This is a genomic window from Streptomyces sp. NPDC050617, assembly GCF_040654795.1.
Taxonomy (GTDB): Bacteria; Actinomycetota; Actinomycetes; order Streptomycetales; family Streptomycetaceae; genus Streptomyces.
In genome coordinates, this window is record NZ_JBFAIS010000031.1 from 1 (window position 1) to 17,493 (window position 17,493).

The 17,493-nt window shown below is 70.7% G+C and carries 19 protein-coding genes and 2 pseudogenes; 8 read left to right on the forward strand and 13 right to left on the reverse strand.

The window, feature by feature from the left end:
• Window positions 1-235: 235 nt before the first annotated feature.
• Window positions 236-1,261 carry an ALF repeat-containing protein gene (locus AB0I49_RS31520; protein ID WP_363230557.1) on the reverse strand — a complete coding sequence of 342 codons (1,026 nt, stop codon included), beginning with the start codon at window positions 1,259-1,261 and terminating at the stop codon, window positions 236-238.
• A gap of 196 nt (window positions 1,262-1,457) precedes the next feature.
• On the opposite strand from AB0I49_RS31520, the gene AB0I49_RS31525 reads away from it, so the two are divergent.
• Window positions 1,458-1,787, forward strand: coding sequence for a hypothetical protein (locus AB0I49_RS31525; protein ID WP_363230558.1), 330 nt, complete (start codon window positions 1,458-1,460; stop codon window positions 1,785-1,787).
• A 35-nt stretch (window positions 1,788-1,822) separates the two neighbouring features.
• Window positions 1,823-2,209 carry a hypothetical protein gene (locus AB0I49_RS31530; protein WP_363230559.1) on the forward strand — a complete coding sequence of 129 codons (387 nt, stop codon included), beginning with the start codon at window positions 1,823-1,825 and terminating at the stop codon, window positions 2,207-2,209.
• On the opposite strand, the gene AB0I49_RS31535 is transcribed toward AB0I49_RS31530, so the two are convergent.
• From AB0I49_RS31535 to AB0I49_RS31550, 4 genes and pseudogenes are all read right to left on the reverse strand, one after another.
• Complete coding sequence (locus tag AB0I49_RS31535) at window positions 2,202-2,360, reverse strand: hypothetical protein (protein WP_363230560.1); 159 nt, start codon at window positions 2,358-2,360, stop codon at window positions 2,202-2,204. The genes AB0I49_RS31530 and AB0I49_RS31535 overlap by 8 nt on opposite strands.
• 31 nt (window positions 2,361-2,391) lie before the next feature.
• Window positions 2,392-2,997 (reverse strand): annotated as a pseudogene (locus AB0I49_RS31540) (phosphotransferase); the annotation flags it as partial.
• Window positions 2,998-3,063: 66 nt separating this feature from the next.
• Complete coding sequence (locus tag AB0I49_RS31545; protein ID WP_363230562.1) at window positions 3,064-3,321, reverse strand: hypothetical protein; 258 nt, start codon at window positions 3,319-3,321, stop codon at window positions 3,064-3,066.
• A 283-nt stretch (window positions 3,322-3,604) separates the two neighbouring features.
• Window positions 3,605-3,793 carry a hypothetical protein gene (locus tag AB0I49_RS31550; RefSeq protein ID WP_363230563.1) on the reverse strand — a complete coding sequence of 63 codons (189 nt, stop codon included), beginning with the start codon at window positions 3,791-3,793 and terminating at the stop codon, window positions 3,605-3,607.
• 124 nt (window positions 3,794-3,917) lie between these two features.
• Between AB0I49_RS31550 and AB0I49_RS31555 the strand changes: the two are divergent.
• The 3 genes and pseudogenes from AB0I49_RS31555 to AB0I49_RS31565 form a co-directional block, all read left to right on the forward strand.
• Window positions 3,918-4,694 (forward strand): annotated as a pseudogene (locus AB0I49_RS31555) (helix-turn-helix transcriptional regulator); the annotation flags it as partial.
• 43 nt (window positions 4,695-4,737) lie between these two features.
• A complete protein-coding gene (locus AB0I49_RS31560) occupies window positions 4,738-4,938 on the forward strand; it encodes a DUF397 domain-containing protein (protein WP_363230564.1) in 201 nt (66 codons plus the stop codon).
• Between the two features lie 263 nt (window positions 4,939-5,201).
• Window positions 5,202-5,471 carry a hypothetical protein gene (locus AB0I49_RS31565; RefSeq protein ID WP_363230565.1) on the forward strand — a complete coding sequence of 90 codons (270 nt, stop codon included), beginning with the start codon at window positions 5,202-5,204 and terminating at the stop codon, window positions 5,469-5,471.
• Window positions 5,472-5,543: 72 nt separating this feature from the next.
• Here the strand turns inward: AB0I49_RS31565 and AB0I49_RS31570 are convergent, their stop codons facing one another.
• The 3 genes from AB0I49_RS31570 to AB0I49_RS31580 form a co-directional block, all read right to left on the reverse strand.
• Window positions 5,544-5,945, reverse strand: a complete 402-nt coding sequence (locus AB0I49_RS31570) for a hypothetical protein (RefSeq protein WP_363230566.1) — start codon at window positions 5,943-5,945, stop codon at window positions 5,544-5,546.
• A 296-nt stretch (window positions 5,946-6,241) separates the two neighbouring features.
• Window positions 6,242-7,246 carry a terpene synthase family protein gene (locus AB0I49_RS31575; protein WP_363230567.1) on the reverse strand — a complete coding sequence of 335 codons (1,005 nt, stop codon included), beginning with the start codon at window positions 7,244-7,246 and terminating at the stop codon, window positions 6,242-6,244.
• Between the two features lie 3 nt (window positions 7,247-7,249).
• Window positions 7,250-8,161 (reverse strand): class I SAM-dependent methyltransferase, encoded by a 912-nt coding sequence (locus AB0I49_RS31580; RefSeq protein WP_363230568.1) that lies wholly within the window; start codon window positions 8,159-8,161, stop codon window positions 7,250-7,252.
• A 616-nt stretch (window positions 8,162-8,777) separates the two neighbouring features.
• Between AB0I49_RS31580 and AB0I49_RS31585 the strand changes: the two genes are divergently transcribed.
• Window positions 8,778-9,629, forward strand: coding sequence for a Bax inhibitor-1/YccA family protein (locus AB0I49_RS31585; RefSeq protein ID WP_363230570.1), 852 nt, complete (start codon window positions 8,778-8,780; stop codon window positions 9,627-9,629).
• Between the two features lie 107 nt (window positions 9,630-9,736).
• Here the strand turns inward: AB0I49_RS31585 and AB0I49_RS31590 are convergent, their stop codons facing one another.
• Entirely contained in the window at window positions 9,737-9,967 is a 231-nt protein-coding gene (locus tag AB0I49_RS31590; protein WP_030890833.1) for a DUF4287 domain-containing protein, read from the reverse strand.
• A gap of 107 nt (window positions 9,968-10,074) precedes the next feature.
• Here AB0I49_RS31590 and AB0I49_RS31595 point away from each other — a divergent pair, with 107 nt between their 5' ends.
• Entirely contained in the window at window positions 10,075-10,386 is a 312-nt protein-coding gene (locus AB0I49_RS31595) for a hypothetical protein (protein WP_363230653.1), read from the forward strand.
• 782 nt (window positions 10,387-11,168) lie between these two features.
• Here AB0I49_RS31595 and AB0I49_RS31600 read toward each other — a convergent pair.
• The 3 genes from AB0I49_RS31600 to AB0I49_RS31610 form a co-directional block, all read right to left on the reverse strand.
• Window positions 11,169-11,984 carry a hypothetical protein gene (locus tag AB0I49_RS31600; protein WP_363230571.1) on the reverse strand — a complete coding sequence of 272 codons (816 nt, stop codon included), beginning with the start codon at window positions 11,982-11,984 and terminating at the stop codon, window positions 11,169-11,171.
• Between the two features lie 324 nt (window positions 11,985-12,308).
• Window positions 12,309-13,529, reverse strand: a complete 1,221-nt coding sequence (locus tag AB0I49_RS31605; RefSeq protein WP_363230572.1) for an acetyl-CoA C-acetyltransferase — start codon at window positions 13,527-13,529, stop codon at window positions 12,309-12,311.
• A gap of 225 nt (window positions 13,530-13,754) precedes the next feature.
• Complete coding sequence (locus AB0I49_RS31610; RefSeq protein ID WP_363230573.1) at window positions 13,755-14,765, reverse strand: SGNH/GDSL hydrolase family protein; 1,011 nt, start codon at window positions 14,763-14,765, stop codon at window positions 13,755-13,757.
• A 194-nt stretch (window positions 14,766-14,959) separates the two neighbouring features.
• Between AB0I49_RS31610 and AB0I49_RS31615 the strand changes: the two genes are divergently transcribed.
• The gene (locus tag AB0I49_RS31615) at window positions 14,960-16,354 is read left to right on the forward strand and encodes a cystathionine beta-synthase (protein WP_363230574.1); all 1,395 of its coding nucleotides are present in this window, start codon (window positions 14,960-14,962) and stop codon (window positions 16,352-16,354) included.
• 207 nt (window positions 16,355-16,561) lie between these two features.
• On the opposite strand, the gene thiD is transcribed toward AB0I49_RS31615, so the two are convergent.
• The gene (gene thiD / locus AB0I49_RS31620; RefSeq protein ID WP_363230575.1) at window positions 16,562-17,383 is read right to left on the reverse strand and encodes a bifunctional hydroxymethylpyrimidine kinase/phosphomethylpyrimidine kinase; all 822 of its coding nucleotides are present in this window, start codon (window positions 17,381-17,383) and stop codon (window positions 16,562-16,564) included.
• Window positions 17,384-17,493: the final 110 nt, after the last annotated feature.

The window sequence follows — 17,493 nt, forward strand, 5'->3', positions numbered from 1 at the left end:
GGGGGGGCTGGGCGCCCGCCGCCCCCCCCCCCGGAGGCGCGCGGCCGACCTGCGGGCCTCGGCCGTGGGCGCGTCCCTCGGCCGTGGGCGCGTCGTCGCCCCATCGGGGCCGAGGCCCGGTCTTCGCCTGTGAGGTCCTTCGTCCGAGCTGTCTACGGACCGCCGGGGCGGGAGAGACCCCGGGCGGTCAGCGGTCAGCGGTCAGCGGTCAGCGGTCAGAGGCAGCGATCACGGGTCAGCGTTCGGCGGAGGGGCGGCGGCGGGCCGCGAGGATGAGGCCGGCGCCGGCGGTGAGGGCGACGGCGGTTCCGCCGAGGGCCCAGGGGGTGGCGGGGCCGGTGCCGGTAGAGGCGAGTTCGGCGCTTGTGGTGGTGGTCTGGAAGGGCGTCGCGGAGTTCGAGGCGGTGGCTGCCGCGGCCTTCACGGTGGTGGTGTCGGTGCCCTCCGCGCTGACGGCGACGGGCCCGGCTGCCTTCTCGGCCTTGGCCGACACGCTGCCGTCCTTGCCCGCCCCGCCGTTCGCCTGGTGGCCGGACTTGTCCTTGCTGTCCTTGCTGTTGTTGCCGGGCTCGGCGTCCTTGCCGCCCTTGTCGCCGTCGTGGTCCTTGCCCGGAGCGGGCTTGTTACGGGCGGCAGCGGCGTCCGCCTCGTCCTTGGCCCGCGCCTGGAACTGGCCCACGTCGATGAACTCCCGGAGGGCTCGGGCGCTGTTGGCGTTCAGCGCCTTCCGGCCGGCGGCCCGCACGGTCGGGCCGCCGCTGTTCACGATGCGGGCGATGAGTACCCGGTCGTCCTCGTACCGGGCTTCGTACTGGCCCACCCTGAGGAAGTACTGGAGGTCCGCCTCGTCGTTGGAGTTCAGCGCCTTCCGCGCGGCTTCCCGCACCCCCGGGCCGCCGGCGTCCTCGATGCGGGTGGCGAGTATCCGGTCGTCGTTGAGGCGCGCCCGGTACTGGTCGTGCTCCAGGAAGCGGCGCATCTGCTGCGCGGTGCCGTCGAGCGCTTCCTGCGCCGCCTCGTGGAGGCACGAGCCGGTTGATTTGTCGGCGAGGATCTTGCGGATCGCGGCGCGGTCCTCTTCTTCCTGCGATCCCGTCTCGGCCCCTGCCGTGGCCCCTGCCGGATCGGTGTGCGAGGCGGTGCCGGTCACCGGTTTCGTCGGGGCCGGAGCGCTGTCCGCGGCGAAGGCGGGAGAGGACAGGAGTAAGGCCGGTGCGATGGCGGCGGCAGCTACGGCCACCGAGACGCGCGTGAGTCTCATACGCTGAAAACCGCTTTCTATGGAAGATCTCGAAACTGCCTCCCCAGGATAAATCGTGAATGATCTTGGGTGGGCAAAGTGGCCGCCCTGGATGGCCAGTTGGCCGGTATCGGCTGTCCGGCCCGCACGAAATGCCTGGTGGGCGGCGTGGCCGGGGCGTTAGCCTCGCGCCGGAACCGCGGAGGGGCAGGGAACGGTGGCACTGGGCAGGAAGGGCAGCCGGCGCATCGTCGTGCGCGGGGTCGCATACCGGTGGCGGCTTCGGCGGAGGCCGACCTATAGCCAGGCGCTGTGCTGGTCGCCCTGTACGTACGCGGTCGAGCGCGCCGACCAGCACGGTGCCGTCCTGGTGGTCACCACCGATCAGGCGCACCCCGGCAACTGGTTCGGTGTGCGGCCCGACCCCGTCCTGCCCGCCGCCGTCGCGAACCACATCCTCATCGCACTGACCCGAGGCTGGAACCCGACGCGCCCCGGCTCCCCCTTCGAACTGGACCTCTCCGCGGGCTTCGTCTCCGGTCTGTGACAGGGGGGCAGGGCCCTGCCTGCCATCATCCCGGCATGGCCCCAGCACTTCCGCGTACCGTCCGAGCCGTCGCCACCGACCGCCTTCTCGACCTGGAGCGAGAAGCCGCCGCGTGCGGGCTCAGCCAGCGGCTTCCGGTCGACTGGCTCCGCGAACACGTCCCCGCGGCGGGTACGCACTACCTGTTTCCCGTCCTCGTGCACCAGCTCCGCCACCGCCCCGAAGTGTCGCCCCAGTGGCGATGCCGGCTGCTGCTGACCGTCAGCACCGGCGAACAGCTCTTGAGCCTGCTCGACGTCCTCCCCGCCACCTTCGACCAGATCCCGGAGACCCTGGACGCGGCGTCCAAGACGGAGATCGCCCGGCGCATGGAGCGTGCCATGTCCGTGCGCGAGTGGACGGAGCGGGCGGACCTCACGTGACGTCGCGGCCGGCGAGCCAGTGGTGCGCGGCCTCCAGCCCCGTCTCGTTCGCGGCCGGGCCGTCGATGCCCGTGAGGTCTCCGCGGGCAATTCGGCCGGCGTACGTCCAGGTGCTCGGTGGGGAGGCGGAGACGGGCGGGCGCGGCGCCACCGGTGTTCCGCGCGCCGAGCGCGCCGAGCGCGCGGTGGGCGCGGGCCAAGGCGGTGCCCATCGTTTCCAGCTCGGTGCGTGACTCCCCGGTCAGCCCGCGGCCTTCCACCCAGCGCAGGAGCGCCATCGTCCGGTGGGTGAGGGGTACGGCCGTCAGCCCGCCGGTCGTCGCCACCGGGGCCCCGGCCGGTATGCCCGCCCGGTCCAGCCGCTCCGCCAGGCCGAGACCGTAGACGAACGCCTCCTTCGCCTCCGGCGGTACCGCCTTCGCCGCCCAGCGGGTGTTCCCCGAGCGGACTTCCCACGTCAGGGAGTTCATCCCGCCTTCGATGGGCGTGATCTCGTCCGTGTGCAGCGCCCAGTGCTCTTCGAGCAGCCGGGCGACGGATTGAGCGTCGTACGAGGGGTGGCGGTCGGCCATTGCGGCAATCCTCCGCGCGGGGGTCGGGCCGCCCAGAGTAGGCCGTCGTCCGGCCAACTCGCCTTTCCTCAGGCGTATTCGTCGGGTGCGCCGCCGTGCTGGTCCTGCGGCCAGGCGATTCGGCAGCGGAGGCAGGTGAGTCTCCATTGGAGTTCGCCTGTCCCAGGGTGGGGCACCTGGGACAGGATCACTTCGGTTCCCTGGCATTTGACGCATTGCACGGGGGGATTCGCGGTCGGGCCCTGCCGGTACAGGTCGTTCCACGCGCCGTTGTTCACCTGCTCAGTGTGGCGGCGCGGCCGTCCCCTTTCCGGGGAACAACACCCTCGCGTTACGGGGAGGTTCCAGCGTCACGTAGTCGTCGAAGGTTCGGCGGTAACGGGTGTGGCCGGTGGTTTGGGTGTGGCGGCGCATCCATTCCTCGATCCAGTCCGAGCCACCGGAACGAATCATCTCCCCGCAGTCCTTCTCCTCTCCTGTTACGCACGTGGCGCTGTACTCCGGATACGTGGTCGCATCCTGCTCGAACGTCCATGCCATGAATCGGAACGTGCGCCTCATGGCCTTGCCTCTCGGCCGCTTTCGCCGGGCGCGTTCTTGTCGGCCAGACGGATAGCGGTGTCCGGCCTCCCCAGACCGGCCCGGTGCTGCGGGCATTGGCACGTGGGGAACGCGACGGGGCTGGGCGGAATCGCCCGCCTCGGGCTCGGCCTTTCGTCGGCCTCGACGGAGGCGGGTGAAGAGGCGTCTGTGAACACGAGGAGTGCTCCGTTGACCCCCCTCTCCTCGATCATCCGGGCCAGGTTCGCTCGCGCTGTGCTTTTCATGTGGTCATTCGCCTCAGTCCGTGCCGTACTCGTTCGGTCAACTCCCTGGTGGGCTCCGCGTAGTGGCGGGGCACCCAGTCGGGGGCTATGCGCCAGAAGCCGCCCGCGCGGATCAGTTCGTACAGCGCCTCGACATCGCCCTCTGGGCCCGGAATATCGGAAGCTTGCTCGATCGCTTTGCGCACGGACGTGATGACCCTTCCGTCAGTTCCAACTCCTGCCTCAAGAATCGGTACTTGCGCGTACGATCAACAGGGGGTAGCCGGTTATGGCTTGCTCCGTAACACCACGCAGAGCGAGGTTCTCGGCATGGGTCCTGACGCTGTATCCCTGGCCGTCACGTATGGCCGACGCTTGTACCGACTCCGCACGGCTGCGGGGCTCACCCAGAAGGCGCTCGGTCTCTTGAGCAACGTCGACCGATCACGTATCGCGCAGCTTGAGGGGGTCACGGGCGCAAAGCCCACGATGGCGATTTCCCGGGCGCTGGACCGCGCGCTCGGATCGGACGAGCTTCTCACCGAACTTCAGCCGCACGTCTACCGCGAGACCTTTCCCGACTGGTCTCAGCAGTTCATGGATCTGGAAGCGCTGGCTCCTGCGATGGGCATGTATGTCGCGCAGGTTGTACCAGGGCTGCTCCAAACCGAGTCCTACGCGCGATCGATGCTGGCTTTGGGGCGAACGCTGACGTCTCCGGAACAGCTGGAAGAACGAGTAGCAGCCCGACTCGGGCGACAAGCCATACTGACTCGGGCTGACGGCCCGAAGCTCTGGATGGTGTTGGACGAGGCCGTGCTGCGGAGGCCCGTCGGGTGTCGGGCGGAGATGCGGCAGCAGCTCTCGCACCTCCTGGAGGCCTATTCGAACCCCCGTCTGACCATTCAGGTTCTGCCGTTCTCCAGTGGGCATCATCCAGCCATGGGCGGATCGCTGACGATCCTGACGACGCCGGGCGGCTCGGAAGCGGCATACATCGAAGGTGCCGACTGGGGCCGTCTGACCGAAGAACCGGAAGAGGTCAAGACGTACGCCGTAGCCTACGATCACATTCGGGCGCTGGCACTGCCTCCCGCCTTGTCCCGGGACCTGATCCAATCCGTGATGGAGGACGACTACCTTGACGCGCGTGTCCCGACACGATCTCAGCGCCGCCGTCTGGCGCAAGTCCAGCTACAGCAACCAGGAGGGGGGGCAGTGCGTCGAGGTGGCCGAGGGCTTTCCCGTAGTCCCCGTTCGTGACAGCAAGGTTCCGCACGGGCCCATACTCACGGTCTCCCCTGATGCGTGGGCTTCGTTCATCGCGTTCGCGGCCCGTAGCGACATCTGAGGCACACCGGCCCCGCCCGACTGAGCAGTTACGGGCGGGGCTTCGTCGTGGCGCAGCCGGGAAGCCGGCCCGGCGTAGGCCGATTCGCCGGGCCGAGGAGAGCGGGGCGGGCAGCGCTTGGGCAAGGAGTGAGCAGTCAGGTGTGTGTCCGCGTCAGCGGCACCGGCCTAGCGTGGCGGGACGCTGTGTACCTGGGGCGATGCCACCTGGTGGCGGTTGTCGTGGGCGCCGCGGAAGGCCGAGGATTCACAGAAGGAGAATTCATGCGCACGTGGACCAAGCGATCCGCCCTGACTCTCGCTGCTCTCTCCGCCGCCGCGGTGGCGCTGACCGGGGTGGGTTCCGCCTCCGCGGCGTCGCTGGAACCGAGCCGGGCCACGGTTGTGCGCGTGCTGGACACGCCTCGGCAGAATGTGCCGTTCGGCTCGCTCCAGGAATGTCAGACCTACGGCAACATCATGGCCCAGCGGGGAATGCTGCACAGCTACACCTGCACCCCCTCGGGGGGTAAGTACATTTTCCACTGGAGCTGATCCTTTTCAGCCGGCGTTCCCAGGAACGCGTGACGTCCCCGGCACGGCCAGTACGGCTGCGCCGGGGACGTCTCATTTGCCCCAGGTGAGCCACGCCCACAGTGCGAACGACGCCAGGAACGCCACCGACATCTGGATCGTGAGCCTTCTGTTCGCCGGTTCCGCCTTGGCGGCCGGCGTGCCCAGGGGGTCCTCGCCCTGCCGGACCGCTACGCGCACGTCCGCACGGCGCCCTATGGCGCCGAGGGCCAGCCCGAGGACCACGGTGGAATAGATGGCGAGAAGCGTTCCGAGGTCGTGCCCCCGCAGTTTTCCGAGCGTCGACAGGAAACTTACGCCGAGGAGGGGGATTAGGGAGATCTGAGTCCTGGATTTGGATGTCGGAAGTATTGGAAGCCAAATGGCGAAGAAGAGGGCCGTCGTGACGACGGTGATGATCCACCAGACATTTTCAGATATGTGAGGGGCGTGCAAGACTCTCTCCTTCACCCATGTGGAGCCCGGTCGACGGATTCGGTCTCCCGCCGACTGCGATGGCCACCCCCATTATCCCTGATCGGCGCCGCAATCCGGCCCCGCCTGTCGGTGCGCGTCAACTGGCCTTCTTTTGGCGGTAGTTACTGGATTTCGAAATCCGCGGCTGTTTCCGTTCGGCCGGTTCGTGAGTTCTGGCCGCCCCTCGGAGGCATTCCGACGCCGTTTCGTTCTGCGCCAGGAGGAGGAGTGCGCACAGCGGGGGCCGCGCCGCCGCCTCGGCGCATGGTGCCCACTCAGGTGAGGTCTTCGATGAACCCCGTGCGGTTGTCCGTCGATGTGTGGGCGAGTTCGGTGTAGCGCACCGCGCGACGGTGGTAGTCGAAGTTGCCGCGCACCGCGGCCAGGTAGGCGTCGGCGCAGCGCAGCGCGGCCTCTCGATCGGGCCGGGGAGCGGCGACAGCGTCGAGTTGCGCCGGTATCTGTTCGCGGGCCTGCATCATCCGTCGGGTGCGGGCGTCCAGAAGGTCGGCGACGTACTGGAGGGCGGCGGTCTCGCTCCTGTGCTGCTCGCGTTGCGCGAGCAGCACGGCGTTGTGGGTGTAGCCGAGTCGGGCCTCCCGGGGGACGGAGCAGATGTCGTTCCACAGCGCGGTCGTGTCCGCCGCCGCGTTGCGCAGCACGGTGAGGGCGGGCAGTCGGCGCATGGGGTCGGGCAGGTCTGCCCCGACCGCCAGTTCGCACAGGTGCAGGTAGTAGGGAACGCCGAACATGGCGCGTCGGTGGTCGAGATAGGTGTTCAGGTCGGGAATTCGGCCGCTGCCGCGGTCGACGGATTCCGCGTAGAAGCCCCAGAGCCACCTGGTCATGTCGGTGCGGAATACGGTGCACCAGTCCGCCGACCGCCCTGCGGCGATGCGTCCCCAGACCTCGGCGAGCGCGTAAGCCGTCCGGCTGTGCGGCGGTCCGCCGTTCAGGACGGTGATGAAGTCCTCGACCAGGGCGGCGCAACGTGTCGGGTCACGCCCCGCGGCGCCGGCGTCGAAGCCCTCGTCCACGAGGAGCGTCCAGCCGGTGAATTCGGTGATCAGCGCGAGGACCGGCGCCGGGGCCTGGGGATAGTAGAGGCCGATGCACAAGGCGTTGTCGGTGTGCTGCACGTTGTGCCGTGCCGCGTCGGTGCGGCAGAGGCTGTGGGCGTCCAGCCATCGCCACATCGCGGCGTCCGCCTGGGCCACGGCGGGGTTGGGGCCGACTTCCGGGAGGGGCATCCAGATCCGGGGGAGAGTTCGCCGGGGCATGGGTCACCTCCGTTCGGCGATGATGCTGTAGGCGGAGAATTTGTCCTGTAGCAGGGCGATGGAGAGGTTCTGCGCCAGTACGCGCAGTTCTTCCAGCGCGTCGACGGTTTTCTCGGGGAAGTGCGTCTCGATGTTGCTCCGGACTTCCAGGAGCCAGTGCGCGACGTCCGTGTTGGAGGGGAGGACCCGGTTGTCCCGCACGGTGAATTCGTTGCCCTCCAGGACTTTGGCGACGTACTCCGGGGTCTTGCGGTGACCGCAGGCGAGCCGGTCCGTTTCGTCGGGGATCGCCGACTCGTATGCGGTGAGATCACCGTTGTAGAGGTTCTCGGATATCACCAGGGTTCCCCCGGGCCCGACGCGCTTCGCGAGATCCCGGATCGAGGTCTCGTACAGCTCGTTGGGGAAGTGCGTGATCACCCCTCGGATGATCACCAGGTCGTACGGCCGGCCGGGGTCGGGCAGCCGGTCGACGTCACGGGCATTGCACAGGTACAGGTGGGTTCGGTCGGACGTGCCCTGCCGCGCCACATGCCGGGCGCAGTGTTCCAGTTGCTGTCGGCTGATGTTGATGCCGTCCAGGCGCGGGCAGGCCGGGAACAGGCGGGCCAGATACGCGAGGGTGAATCCCCAGCCGCAGCCGAGATCAAGGATTCGCTGCGGTGAGGGCCGCCCGGGGGCGGTCACGCCTGCCAGTTCGAGCTGCCGGTCGAAGAACCGGACCCCGGCTTCGTCCAGTGACACTGGACGGGGTGAATCCGGGTGATTGTAGATTCCCCACTGGAAGAGCAGGTTTTCACCGATGGCCCTGCTCCACAGCTGGGGGTCGTCCTGGTAGGTGAGCGTCACCTTTTCCTGATACGTGTCGACCGCAGGTCCTCGGATGATGTCGAATAAGGCAGCGGGGTCAGTCATGATCTGCTCTCCTTCCGGGATTGTCTGGTGAGTTGTCGGCGAGCCGGCGGACTTCGCCGATGGGGGCGTCGGCGCCCGGGACCGGTCCGATCGCTTTCGCATCGGAAGGTGCGGGCGATAGGTCCATCAGGCATCTGTATGGATGGCCCGGACAAGGTGTCGGAATGATCGGCACGTGCACGTGTTGAACGTTTGCGCCCTTATGAAATGCCGTTCTGGCCCGTCCGGCGCCAATCGCTCGACCAAGCCCCTCATGAAGCACTCGACGATTCACTGACGCCGAATGAGTCGACGTGTCGACGTCTTGTTCCGCTCGCGGCACGGTGCGGCGCTCAGTTGGTGGTGCGCCGCACCGCCTGGCCGCCGGGGCGGTTGCGGGCGCGCCGTCGTGGGTACGGGGCAGAGCGGTCCGGCGCGCGTCCGGCGCCGACCGGTGGTGTACGCCTGACCAGCGGTGGCGAGGGGCGGGGCACGGGAACTCAGTGGCGGTCGGCGGCGTTCTGCCGTACAGATGACGACAGGGACGAAAAGATCGTCCCCAAGCAGTAGAACTATTTCTTTGCCCACCCATTACCCTTGTTCGCGAGGCCGCGCAGGGTGGCCACGGAGGAGTGAGATGAGGAGCAGCAACCCGGTCTTCTCGCGACGGGGGTTCAGCCGCGACAGCGGCGGCTACGCCGGCTTCAACGCGGCGCCGCAGGCCGGGGCACCCACCGCGACCCCGTACGCCGGCGGGAACCCGTACGCGAACAACCCGTACGCGGCAGGGCAGCAGGATCTCCAGACCGGCCCCCCGCAGGCGCCGGCGCAGACCGGCCGGATGACGATGGACGACGTCGTCACGCGCACCGGCATCACGCTCGGCGTGGTCGTCGTCGCCGCCGTCGCGGCCTGGACCATGAACCTGCCCTGGGGCGCCGGGGCAGCCGCCGGGCTCGTCGCGATGGTCCTGGGCTTCATCCAGGCGTTCAAGGCGAAGCCGGTGCCCGCGCTGATCATCGGGTACGCGCTCTTCGAGGGCCTGTTCCTCGGCGTGATCAGCAAGGCGTTCAACTACCTCGCCGACGGCGCGCCCGTACAAGCCGTGCTCGGCACCATGGCCGTCTTCGCCGGTGTGCTCATCGCGTACAAGACCCGGCTCATCCGGGTCGACCGGCGGTTCTACCGCTTCGTGATGGCCGCGGCGATCGGCTTCGTGCTGCTGATGGCCGTGAACCTGCTGTTCAGCGTCTTCGGCGGCGGCGACGGCCTCGGCATCCGCACCGGCGGCCTGGGCATCGTGGTCGGCATCATCGGCGTGCTGCTGGGCGCCGCGTTCCTGGCGCTGGACTTCAAGCAGATCGAGGACGGCATCCGGTACGGCGCTCCGCGCGAGGAGTCCTGGCTCGCCGCCTTCGGCCTGACGCTGTCCCTCGTGTGGATCTACACCGAGATGCTGCGACTGATCGCGATCTTGAACGACAACTAGCGGCTGCGGCCGCGGCCGCGCCGCCCCGGCCGTCGTACGTCGGAAGGGCCCGTCAAGGCATTGCCTTTACGGGCCCTTCGGCGTTGTCGCGGGGGGTGCGGGCGCCGCTACAGCAGCTTTCGCGCGGCCCGGCGGAGGTCGTACTCGTGGATGATCGCTTTGGCGTGGCCGTACGCGAGGTTGTGCTCGCCGCGCAGCCAGCTGACCTTCTCCTCGAAGCGGAAGAGAGCGGGGCCTTCGTCTACCGTGCGCAGCCAGTCGGCGACTTCACGGCCCGTGCAATGGGGGATGTGGGAGAGCAGGTTCCGGTGAGTCTCGTCGGAGAAGACGTGGGACATCGGCGCCTCCGGACGCGTCGAATGCTGGTCCTTCATGTCACCGTGCCTGAGTGTTCAGGCGTTGGCAACAGTCGGCGGGCGGCGCATAGGCTCACGCCGTGGATGATCTGACGTCTCTGCTGACAGCCGTGGACTCCTTCGCCGACCGGTTGCGCGCCCTGCCGCAGTCCCGGCTGAGCCGGGGGGCCGCCGCCGAGGGGCTGGAGCTCGCGCGCGAACTGGCCGAACGCGCCAGGAGGTTGGAGGAACCCGATTCACCAGGCCCCCGCGACATGCCGGACGCGGGGCTCTTCGCCGCCGCCGACCAAGTGGCTGTCGCCGGACACGACGCCGTGGAGGCGCTGCGGGGCGCTCCTGCCGCGGAGGTCGAGGAGGCCATCGCCAGCGTGGAGGCCGCGGCCAAACGGTGCGGCCTCTGAGGCCGCACCTGCGATGGCGGCCGGCCACCCCCCTGGCCGGGGTTGCCGCCCCCGGGGGCGGGGGCGTCGCCCCGTGACCGGGGTGGTCGTCCCGGGGGCGGGGGCGTCATCCCGTGACCGGGGTGGTCATTTCGTGGGCGGGGGCGCGTCCCGTGAGTGGGGAGCTGTTTCTGGCCGGGGTTGCCGGCACCCCTGGCCGGGGTTGCCACCCCTGTGGCCGGGGTTGCCGCCCCCGGGGGCGGGGGCGTCGCCCCGTGGCCGGGGCCGTCCCGTGACGGGGGCGTCATCCCCTGACCGGGGTGGTCATTTCGTGGGCGGGGGCGCGCCCCGTGAGTGGGGAGCTGTCTCTGGCCGGGGTTGCCGCTCCCGAGGCCGGGGCCGTCCCGTGACGGGGGCGTCATCCCCTGACCGGGGCGGTCACCCCGTGGTCGGGGCCGCCCCCGTGAGTGGGGCCTGTCCCTGACCGGGGTCGCGTCCCGTGAGCGGGAGCCTGCCGTTGGTTGGGGCCCTGGCCCTGCCCCTTGGGGCTGCGCAGCTACGTTGCGCGGGTCGCGCACGGCGTCCAGGGGGCGGCCCTGTCGCGGGGCGCGGGCAACGTTCAGGGGCGGTACTGCCGCGGGTCGTGGGCAACCGTCCGGGGCGGTACTGCCGCCGGGCCAGGGCAACCGTCCGCAGGTGGCACTGCCGCGGGGCCAGGGCAACCGTCTGTGGGTGGCATTGCCGCGGGGCGTGGGGGACCGCCCAAGGGGAGGGCGTCACGTGCCGCTTGTCGGCGCTGGGCTTCAGAGGGACGCGATGACTCGGTCCGCCAGGACGTACACGCTCTCCCCGCCGCAGCCGAATGTCAGGGCGTACGCGCCGGAGACGCCGGAGCCGCCGAGCAGGACCGGGGTGTCGCCCGCGCGCAGGGCGTCGGCCAGGCGTTCGGCGGTCTCCCGGTGGCCGGGGGTCATGCAGACGGTGGTGCCGTCGGTGAAGACGTACACGTCCAGGGTGCCCAGCGGGCCGGGGCGCACGTCCGCGAGGGGTACGCGCGCGTCGGCGAGCTCGGTGAGGCGGCCCACGGTGCGGTCGTGGTCGCCGATGGCCGGTACGGGGCTGAAGTCCGGGTGCGAGGGGTGGCGGCGGCGGGCGGCGGCCAGTTCCGGGGAGTCGGCGGCCTCCGACTCCGCGTCGAGCGCCTCGGCCTCCACCAGTTCGGCGTCGACGAGCGGTTCCAGGCCGGCGAAGTCGGTCTGGCGGGGCACGTACAGCGTGCTCTCCGGCTGCGTGTCGTCGCCGAGCCCGGCCAGGCCGAGCAGCGTCGGCGCGTCGGCGGCGTCGCGCGCCTCCTGGGCGGCCCAGAAGGCACGGGCCTCGGCCAGCTCGCGCTCGCGTTCCTCGGCGAGCGCGTCGGCCACCGCGGCGCGTATCTCGGCGGTGGGCGTGGGGCGGGCGGCGGGTACCGCGGCGGCGGCGCTCCGGTCGGCGGCGGCCGCGAGCTCGTCGCGCAGGGCGGCGATCTGGCGGCGCAGCCCGCGGGTGGTGTGCAGGGCGGCGGCGCCGGCGGCCGTCGCGGTGGCCGCTGCCAGCAGCAGGGCAAGGGACATGGCGCTCACTGACGACTCCCGGTTGCTATAGATCCCCCGAATTCCTACCTCAGCTTCGCGGGCTCCGCCCCCGGGCGTCAGTGCATAACGTCACGAACCGGACAGGCCCTAGGTCCGGGACGTTCGCCTTTCAACCACGCTGACCTGCATAGACGGAAATCCCCCAGGAGATTGGTCACATCCTGGGGGAGATTCGCGCACGCTATGGGGCTCGCGCCGGGCGCACGGGCCGCCGGTTGCGCTGCGTGGCGGTACGGCCCCGCGCGGGCACCGGTGAGGCCGGTGCCCGGGGGCCGCCCGAGCCCCGCCCGTAGCCGTCCGCGTCGTCGCAGCTCAGCTGAGGCGTTCCAGAACCATGGCCATGCCCTGGCCGCCGCCGACGCACATGGTCTCCAGGCCGAACTGCTTGTCGTGGAACTGGAGGGAGTTGATGAGGGTGCCGGTGATACGGGCTCCGGTCATCCCGAAGGGATGACCCACGGCGATGGCCCCGCCGTTGACGTTGAGGCGGTCGAGGTCGATGCCGAGGTCCCGGTAGGAGGGGATGACCTGGGCGGCGAACGCCTCGTTGATCTCGACGAGGTCGATGTCGCCGATGCCGAGCCCCGCGCGGCGCAGCGCCTGCTTGCTGGCCTCGACCGGCCCGTAGCCCATGATCTCGGGGGAGAGCGCGGAGACGCCGGTGGACACGATCCGGGCCAGCGGGGTCAGGCCGAGCTCGCGGGCCTTGGTGTCGGACATGATGACGACGGCGGCGGCGCCGTCGTTGAGCGGACAGCAGTTGCCCGCGGTGATCAGGCCATCGGGGCGGAAGACGGGCTTCAGCCCCTGCACGCCCTCCATCGTGACGCCCGCGCGGGGCCCGTCGTCCTTGCTGACGACGGTGCCGTCCGGGGTGGTGACCGGGGTGATCTCCCGCTCCCAGAAACCCTTCTTGATGGCCTCCTCGGCGAGGTTCTGGGAACGGACGCCGAACTCGTCCATGTCCTGCCGGGTGATGCCCTTGAGGCGGGCCAGGTTCTCCGCGGTCTGGCCCATCGCCATGTACGCGTCCGGCACGAGGCCGTCCTCGCGCGGGTCGTGCCAGCCCTCGCCGCCCGCCTCGGCGCGCGCGGCCGTACGGGCCTCCGCGTCGGCGAACAGCGGGTTGTGGGTGCCCGGCATGCCGTCGGAGGACCCGTTGGCGAAGCGGGAGACCGTCTCCACGCCCGCCGAGATGAAGACGTCGCCCTCGCCGGCCTTGATGGCGTGCAGGGCCATCCGGGACGTCTGGAGCGAGGAGGAGCAGTAGCGGGTGATCGTGCAGCCGGGGAGGTGGTCCATGCCCATCTGCACCGCGACGATGCGGCCGAGGTTGTGGCCCTGCTCGCCGCCCGGCAGGCCGCAGCCGAGCATGAGGTCGTCGATGTCGCGCGGGTCGAGCTCGGGGACCTTGGCGAGGGCCGCGCCGATGATGGTCGCGGTGAGGTCGTCGGGGCGCAGTTCCTTGAGGGAGCCCTTGCCGGCGCGGCCGATGGGGGAGCGGGCGGTGGAGACGATCACGGCTTCGGGCATCACGGGCTCCAGGGCGAGAAGGGGTGCCGCCGCGCGGCGCCTCGTGCGGCGCGCGGCGGCCGGGTGACGGGCGGGCCTCTGGGGGAAGTTACCCGTCCGTACCGCCGGGGTCACTGCCCGCGCACTGTGATGCGGGCCTCTTTTCTAAGCGCTTGCTCAGCATTGCCGCCCCCCTCGGCGGCCCGTCGCTCACCCCGTCGCTCACCCCGTCGCTCACCCCGTCGCTCACCCCGCCGCGGTCCGCTCCGCCGCGTCCGCGTCCGACGGCAGCCGCCGCCGCTTGCGGTGCTTGAGCAGCGCCCACCGGCCGCGGGCCCCCGTGACCTCGGTGCCGCCCTCCGCCGCGGCCTGCGCCGCCGCCCGCGCCACCGGCAGGATGCCCTCGCGGCGCGCCTCGTCGGGGTGCTCCTCGTCCGCCGGCCACAGCCCCAGCGCCGCGCACAGCGTCGGCAGCACCGCCATGGCCGCCGTCGCGTACCCCTCCGCCGAGGGGTGGTAGTTGTCCGGCCCGAACAGCTCGCGCGGGTTCTCCGCGAACTCGGGGCCCAGCAGATCGCCCAGCGAGACCGTGCGGCCGCCCTGCTCGACGACCCCGATCGTCTGCGCCGCCGCCAGCTGACGACTCAGCCGCCGCGCCACCCAGCGCAGCGGCTGATATACCGGCTCGATCGTGCCCAGGTCCGGGCACGTGCCGACCACCACCTCGCAGCCCGCCTCCCGGAGCCTGCGGACCGTCTCCGACAGCAGCCGCACCGACCGGGCGGGCGGCATCCGGTGCGTCACGTCGTTCGCGCCGATCATGATCACGCAGACGTCGGGGGCCGGCCCGGGGTCCGCGAGCAGCCGCGTGGTCTGCCGCTCCAGGTCGTCGGACTGCGCGCCCGGCACCGCCACATTGCGCAGCGTCACCGGCCGCTCGGCGACCGCCGCGAGCCCCGTGGCGAGCAGCGCGCCCGGCGTCTGGCGCGGCCGGTGTACGCCCTGGCCGGCCGCCGTGGAGTCGCCGAGGAAGCCGAGCCGCAGCGGCGGCTGGTGCAGCCGGTGCACGAAGGAGGCGCCGTACCGGCCGTCGGCGCAGGGCGGTGGTTCGTTCGCGCCGCCGACGACCCGCTTCGCCAGCCGGACCTCGGTGAGCAGCAGCCCGACCGCCGCCCCGCCGAGCAGTCCGATTCCGCCGCCTCCGTACGCCGCCGCCGCCGCGATCCGCCGCGCGGCCCTCGCCCTCGACATCGACATAGGCCGGGCCTCCTCCCGCTCCACCGCTGAGTACCGGGCGCCGCCGCTACCGAGCGCGACGGCGCCGTACATCCTGCTAACAGGTTGTTGCCCCGAGCGGCCGTGCGCGCAACGCGACGTTCCGGTGAACGGATGCGCAATAGGCTGGTACTACGGGCACGCGACGACGGCTGCCCCCGACCGCGGAGACCACCGTGCAGTTTCACCATTCGATGATCGAGCTCGTCGGCAATACCCCGCTCGTCAAGCTCAACAGCGTGACCGAGGGCATTACGGCGACAGTCCTTGCCAAGGTCGAATACTTCAATCCGGGCGGTTCGGTGAAGGACCGGATCGCCGTGCGCATGATCGAGGCCGCCGAGGAGTCGGGCGAACTGCGCCCCGGCGGCACCATTGTCGAGCCGACCTCCGGCAATACCGGGGTGGGGCTCGCGATCGTGGCCCAGCAGAAGGGCTACAAATGCGTTTTCGTCTGCCCGGACAAGGTTTCCACCGACAAGATCAATGTGCTGCGGGCGTACGGGGCCGAGGTGGTGGTCTGCCCGACCGCCGTCGATCCCGAACACCCGGATTCGTACTACAACGTTTCCGACCGGCTGGTGCGCGAGACGCCCAATGCCTGGAAGCCCGACCAGTACAGCAACCCCAATAACCCGCTTTCCCATTACCACTCCACCGGCCCGGAGCTGTGGGAGCAGACCGAGGGCCGTATCACGCACTTCGTCGCGGGCGTCGGCACCGGCGGCACCATCAGCGGCACCGGCCGCTATCTCAAGGACGCCAGCGACGGCCGGGTCAAGGTCATCGGCGCCGACCCGGAGGGCTCCGTCTACAGCGGCGGCTCCGGCCGCCCGTATCTGATCGAGGGCGTCGGCGAGGACTTCTGGCCGACCGCCTACGACCAGTCGGTCGCCGACGAGATCGTCGCCGTCTCCGACAAGGACGCCTTCCAGATGACCCGCCGGCTCGCCAAGGAGGAGGGCCTGCTGGTCGGCGGCTCCTGCGGCATGGCGGTCGTCGGCGCGCTGGAGGTCGCCAAGCGGCTCGGCCCCGACGACGTGGTCGTCGTGCTGCTGCCGGACAGCGGCCGCGGCTATCTGTCGAAGATCTTCAACGACGAGTGGATGGCCGACTACGGCTTCCTGGAGGAGGGCGGCCCGACGGCCCGCGTCGCCGACGTGCTGCGGGACAAGGAGGGCGCGATGCCCTCGCTGGTCCACATGCACCCCGAGGAGACCGTCGGCGAGGCCATCGACGTGCTGCGCGAGTACGGCGTCTCGCAGATGCCGATCGTCAAGCCGGGCGCCGGCCACCCCGACGTGATGGCCGCCGAGGTCATCGGCTCGGTCGTCGAACGCGAACTGCTGGACGCCCTGTTCGCGCAGCGCGCCTCGCTCGGCGACCCGCTGGAGAAGCACATGAGCGGCCCGCTGCCGCAGGTCGGCTCGGGCGAGCCGGTCGCGGACCTGATGGCCGTGCTGGGTACGGCGGACGCCGCGATAGTGCTGGTCGAGGGGAAGCCGAAGGGCGTCGTGAGCCGGCAGGACCTGCTCGCGTTCCTGGCCAAGACCGCCAAGACTGCCAAGTAGGAGCCGGGCTCCTTCTGACGGGTCGGCCCCCCCGCGTCGAGCGGGTGCCTTGGACCGCCCACCGCCGAGCGGGCGGTCCAAGGCCGCGGTTGTACGGGCGTGTCTGAGACCGCGGTTGTACGGGCGTGTCCGGGGCCGTGGTCGTACGGGCGGTGAGGGGCGTCGGGGCGTCGGGGCGGATCGAGCACCCGTCCGTCCGCCCCTGGCTCAGACGTGGTCGGCCGGGACGCGTCGCCTGGGGGACCGGGGCGGGAGTCCCAGCGTGTCGACGGGGTGCACACCCCGGCCGACCGACGTCAGGCCGTCCCGTACCGCTCCGGATGCCAGTTCCGTCGCCGTCCGGACCGCCTCGGGCAACGGGAACCCGTGCGCCCGCAACCCGGTGATCAGCGCGGAGTGCGCGCATCCCGCGCCGTGTTCGGCCCCGGTGCGGTGGTTGGGCCGGTCCAGGCGGACCAGCGACAGGCCGTCGGCGAACCAGTCCCCGTCGTCCTCGCCGCCGGACGTCACGACGACGGCCGGCGCGCCGAGGTCGATCATCCGCTGGGCCAGCGTCCGCGCCCCGGACGTCCCGTCACCGGTGATCAGCCTGGCCTCCGCCACATTGGGGGTGATCACCTCGGCGAGGGGCAGGAGCGAGCCGATCAGCTCGGCCCGGGCGTCGGCGCCGGCCAGGTCGCCGCCCGCCGCACTGACCATGACGGGGTCCAGGACGACGGGGACCCCCAGTCCGGACAGCAGATCCGCGATGGCGGCGATGTGCTCCGCGCTCCACGCCGTCCCCACCTTCACGGCCCGTACCGCGAGATCGGCGCGTACGGCGTCGAACTGCGCGCGCACGAAGTCGACCGGCACGGGGTGCCGGCCGAGGACGCCCGTGGTGTTCTGGGCGGTCAGGCCGACGACGACCGTCGCGGTGAAACATCCGATGGAGGCCAGGGCCTTGATGTCCCCCTGGATCCCCGCGCCGCCGCCGGAGTCGGAGGACCCGATGGTGAGGCATACCGGGGGCGCTGAGCTGTCTGTCACGTCGGTTCGACCCTTCCGGTGTCCGCCCGGAGCTCGTGTGGCCGGTTTCGGCCCCCACTCCGCGCGGGAGTGGCGCGGTGGCTCCGGGTCCGTTTGCGTGGATATCGCCG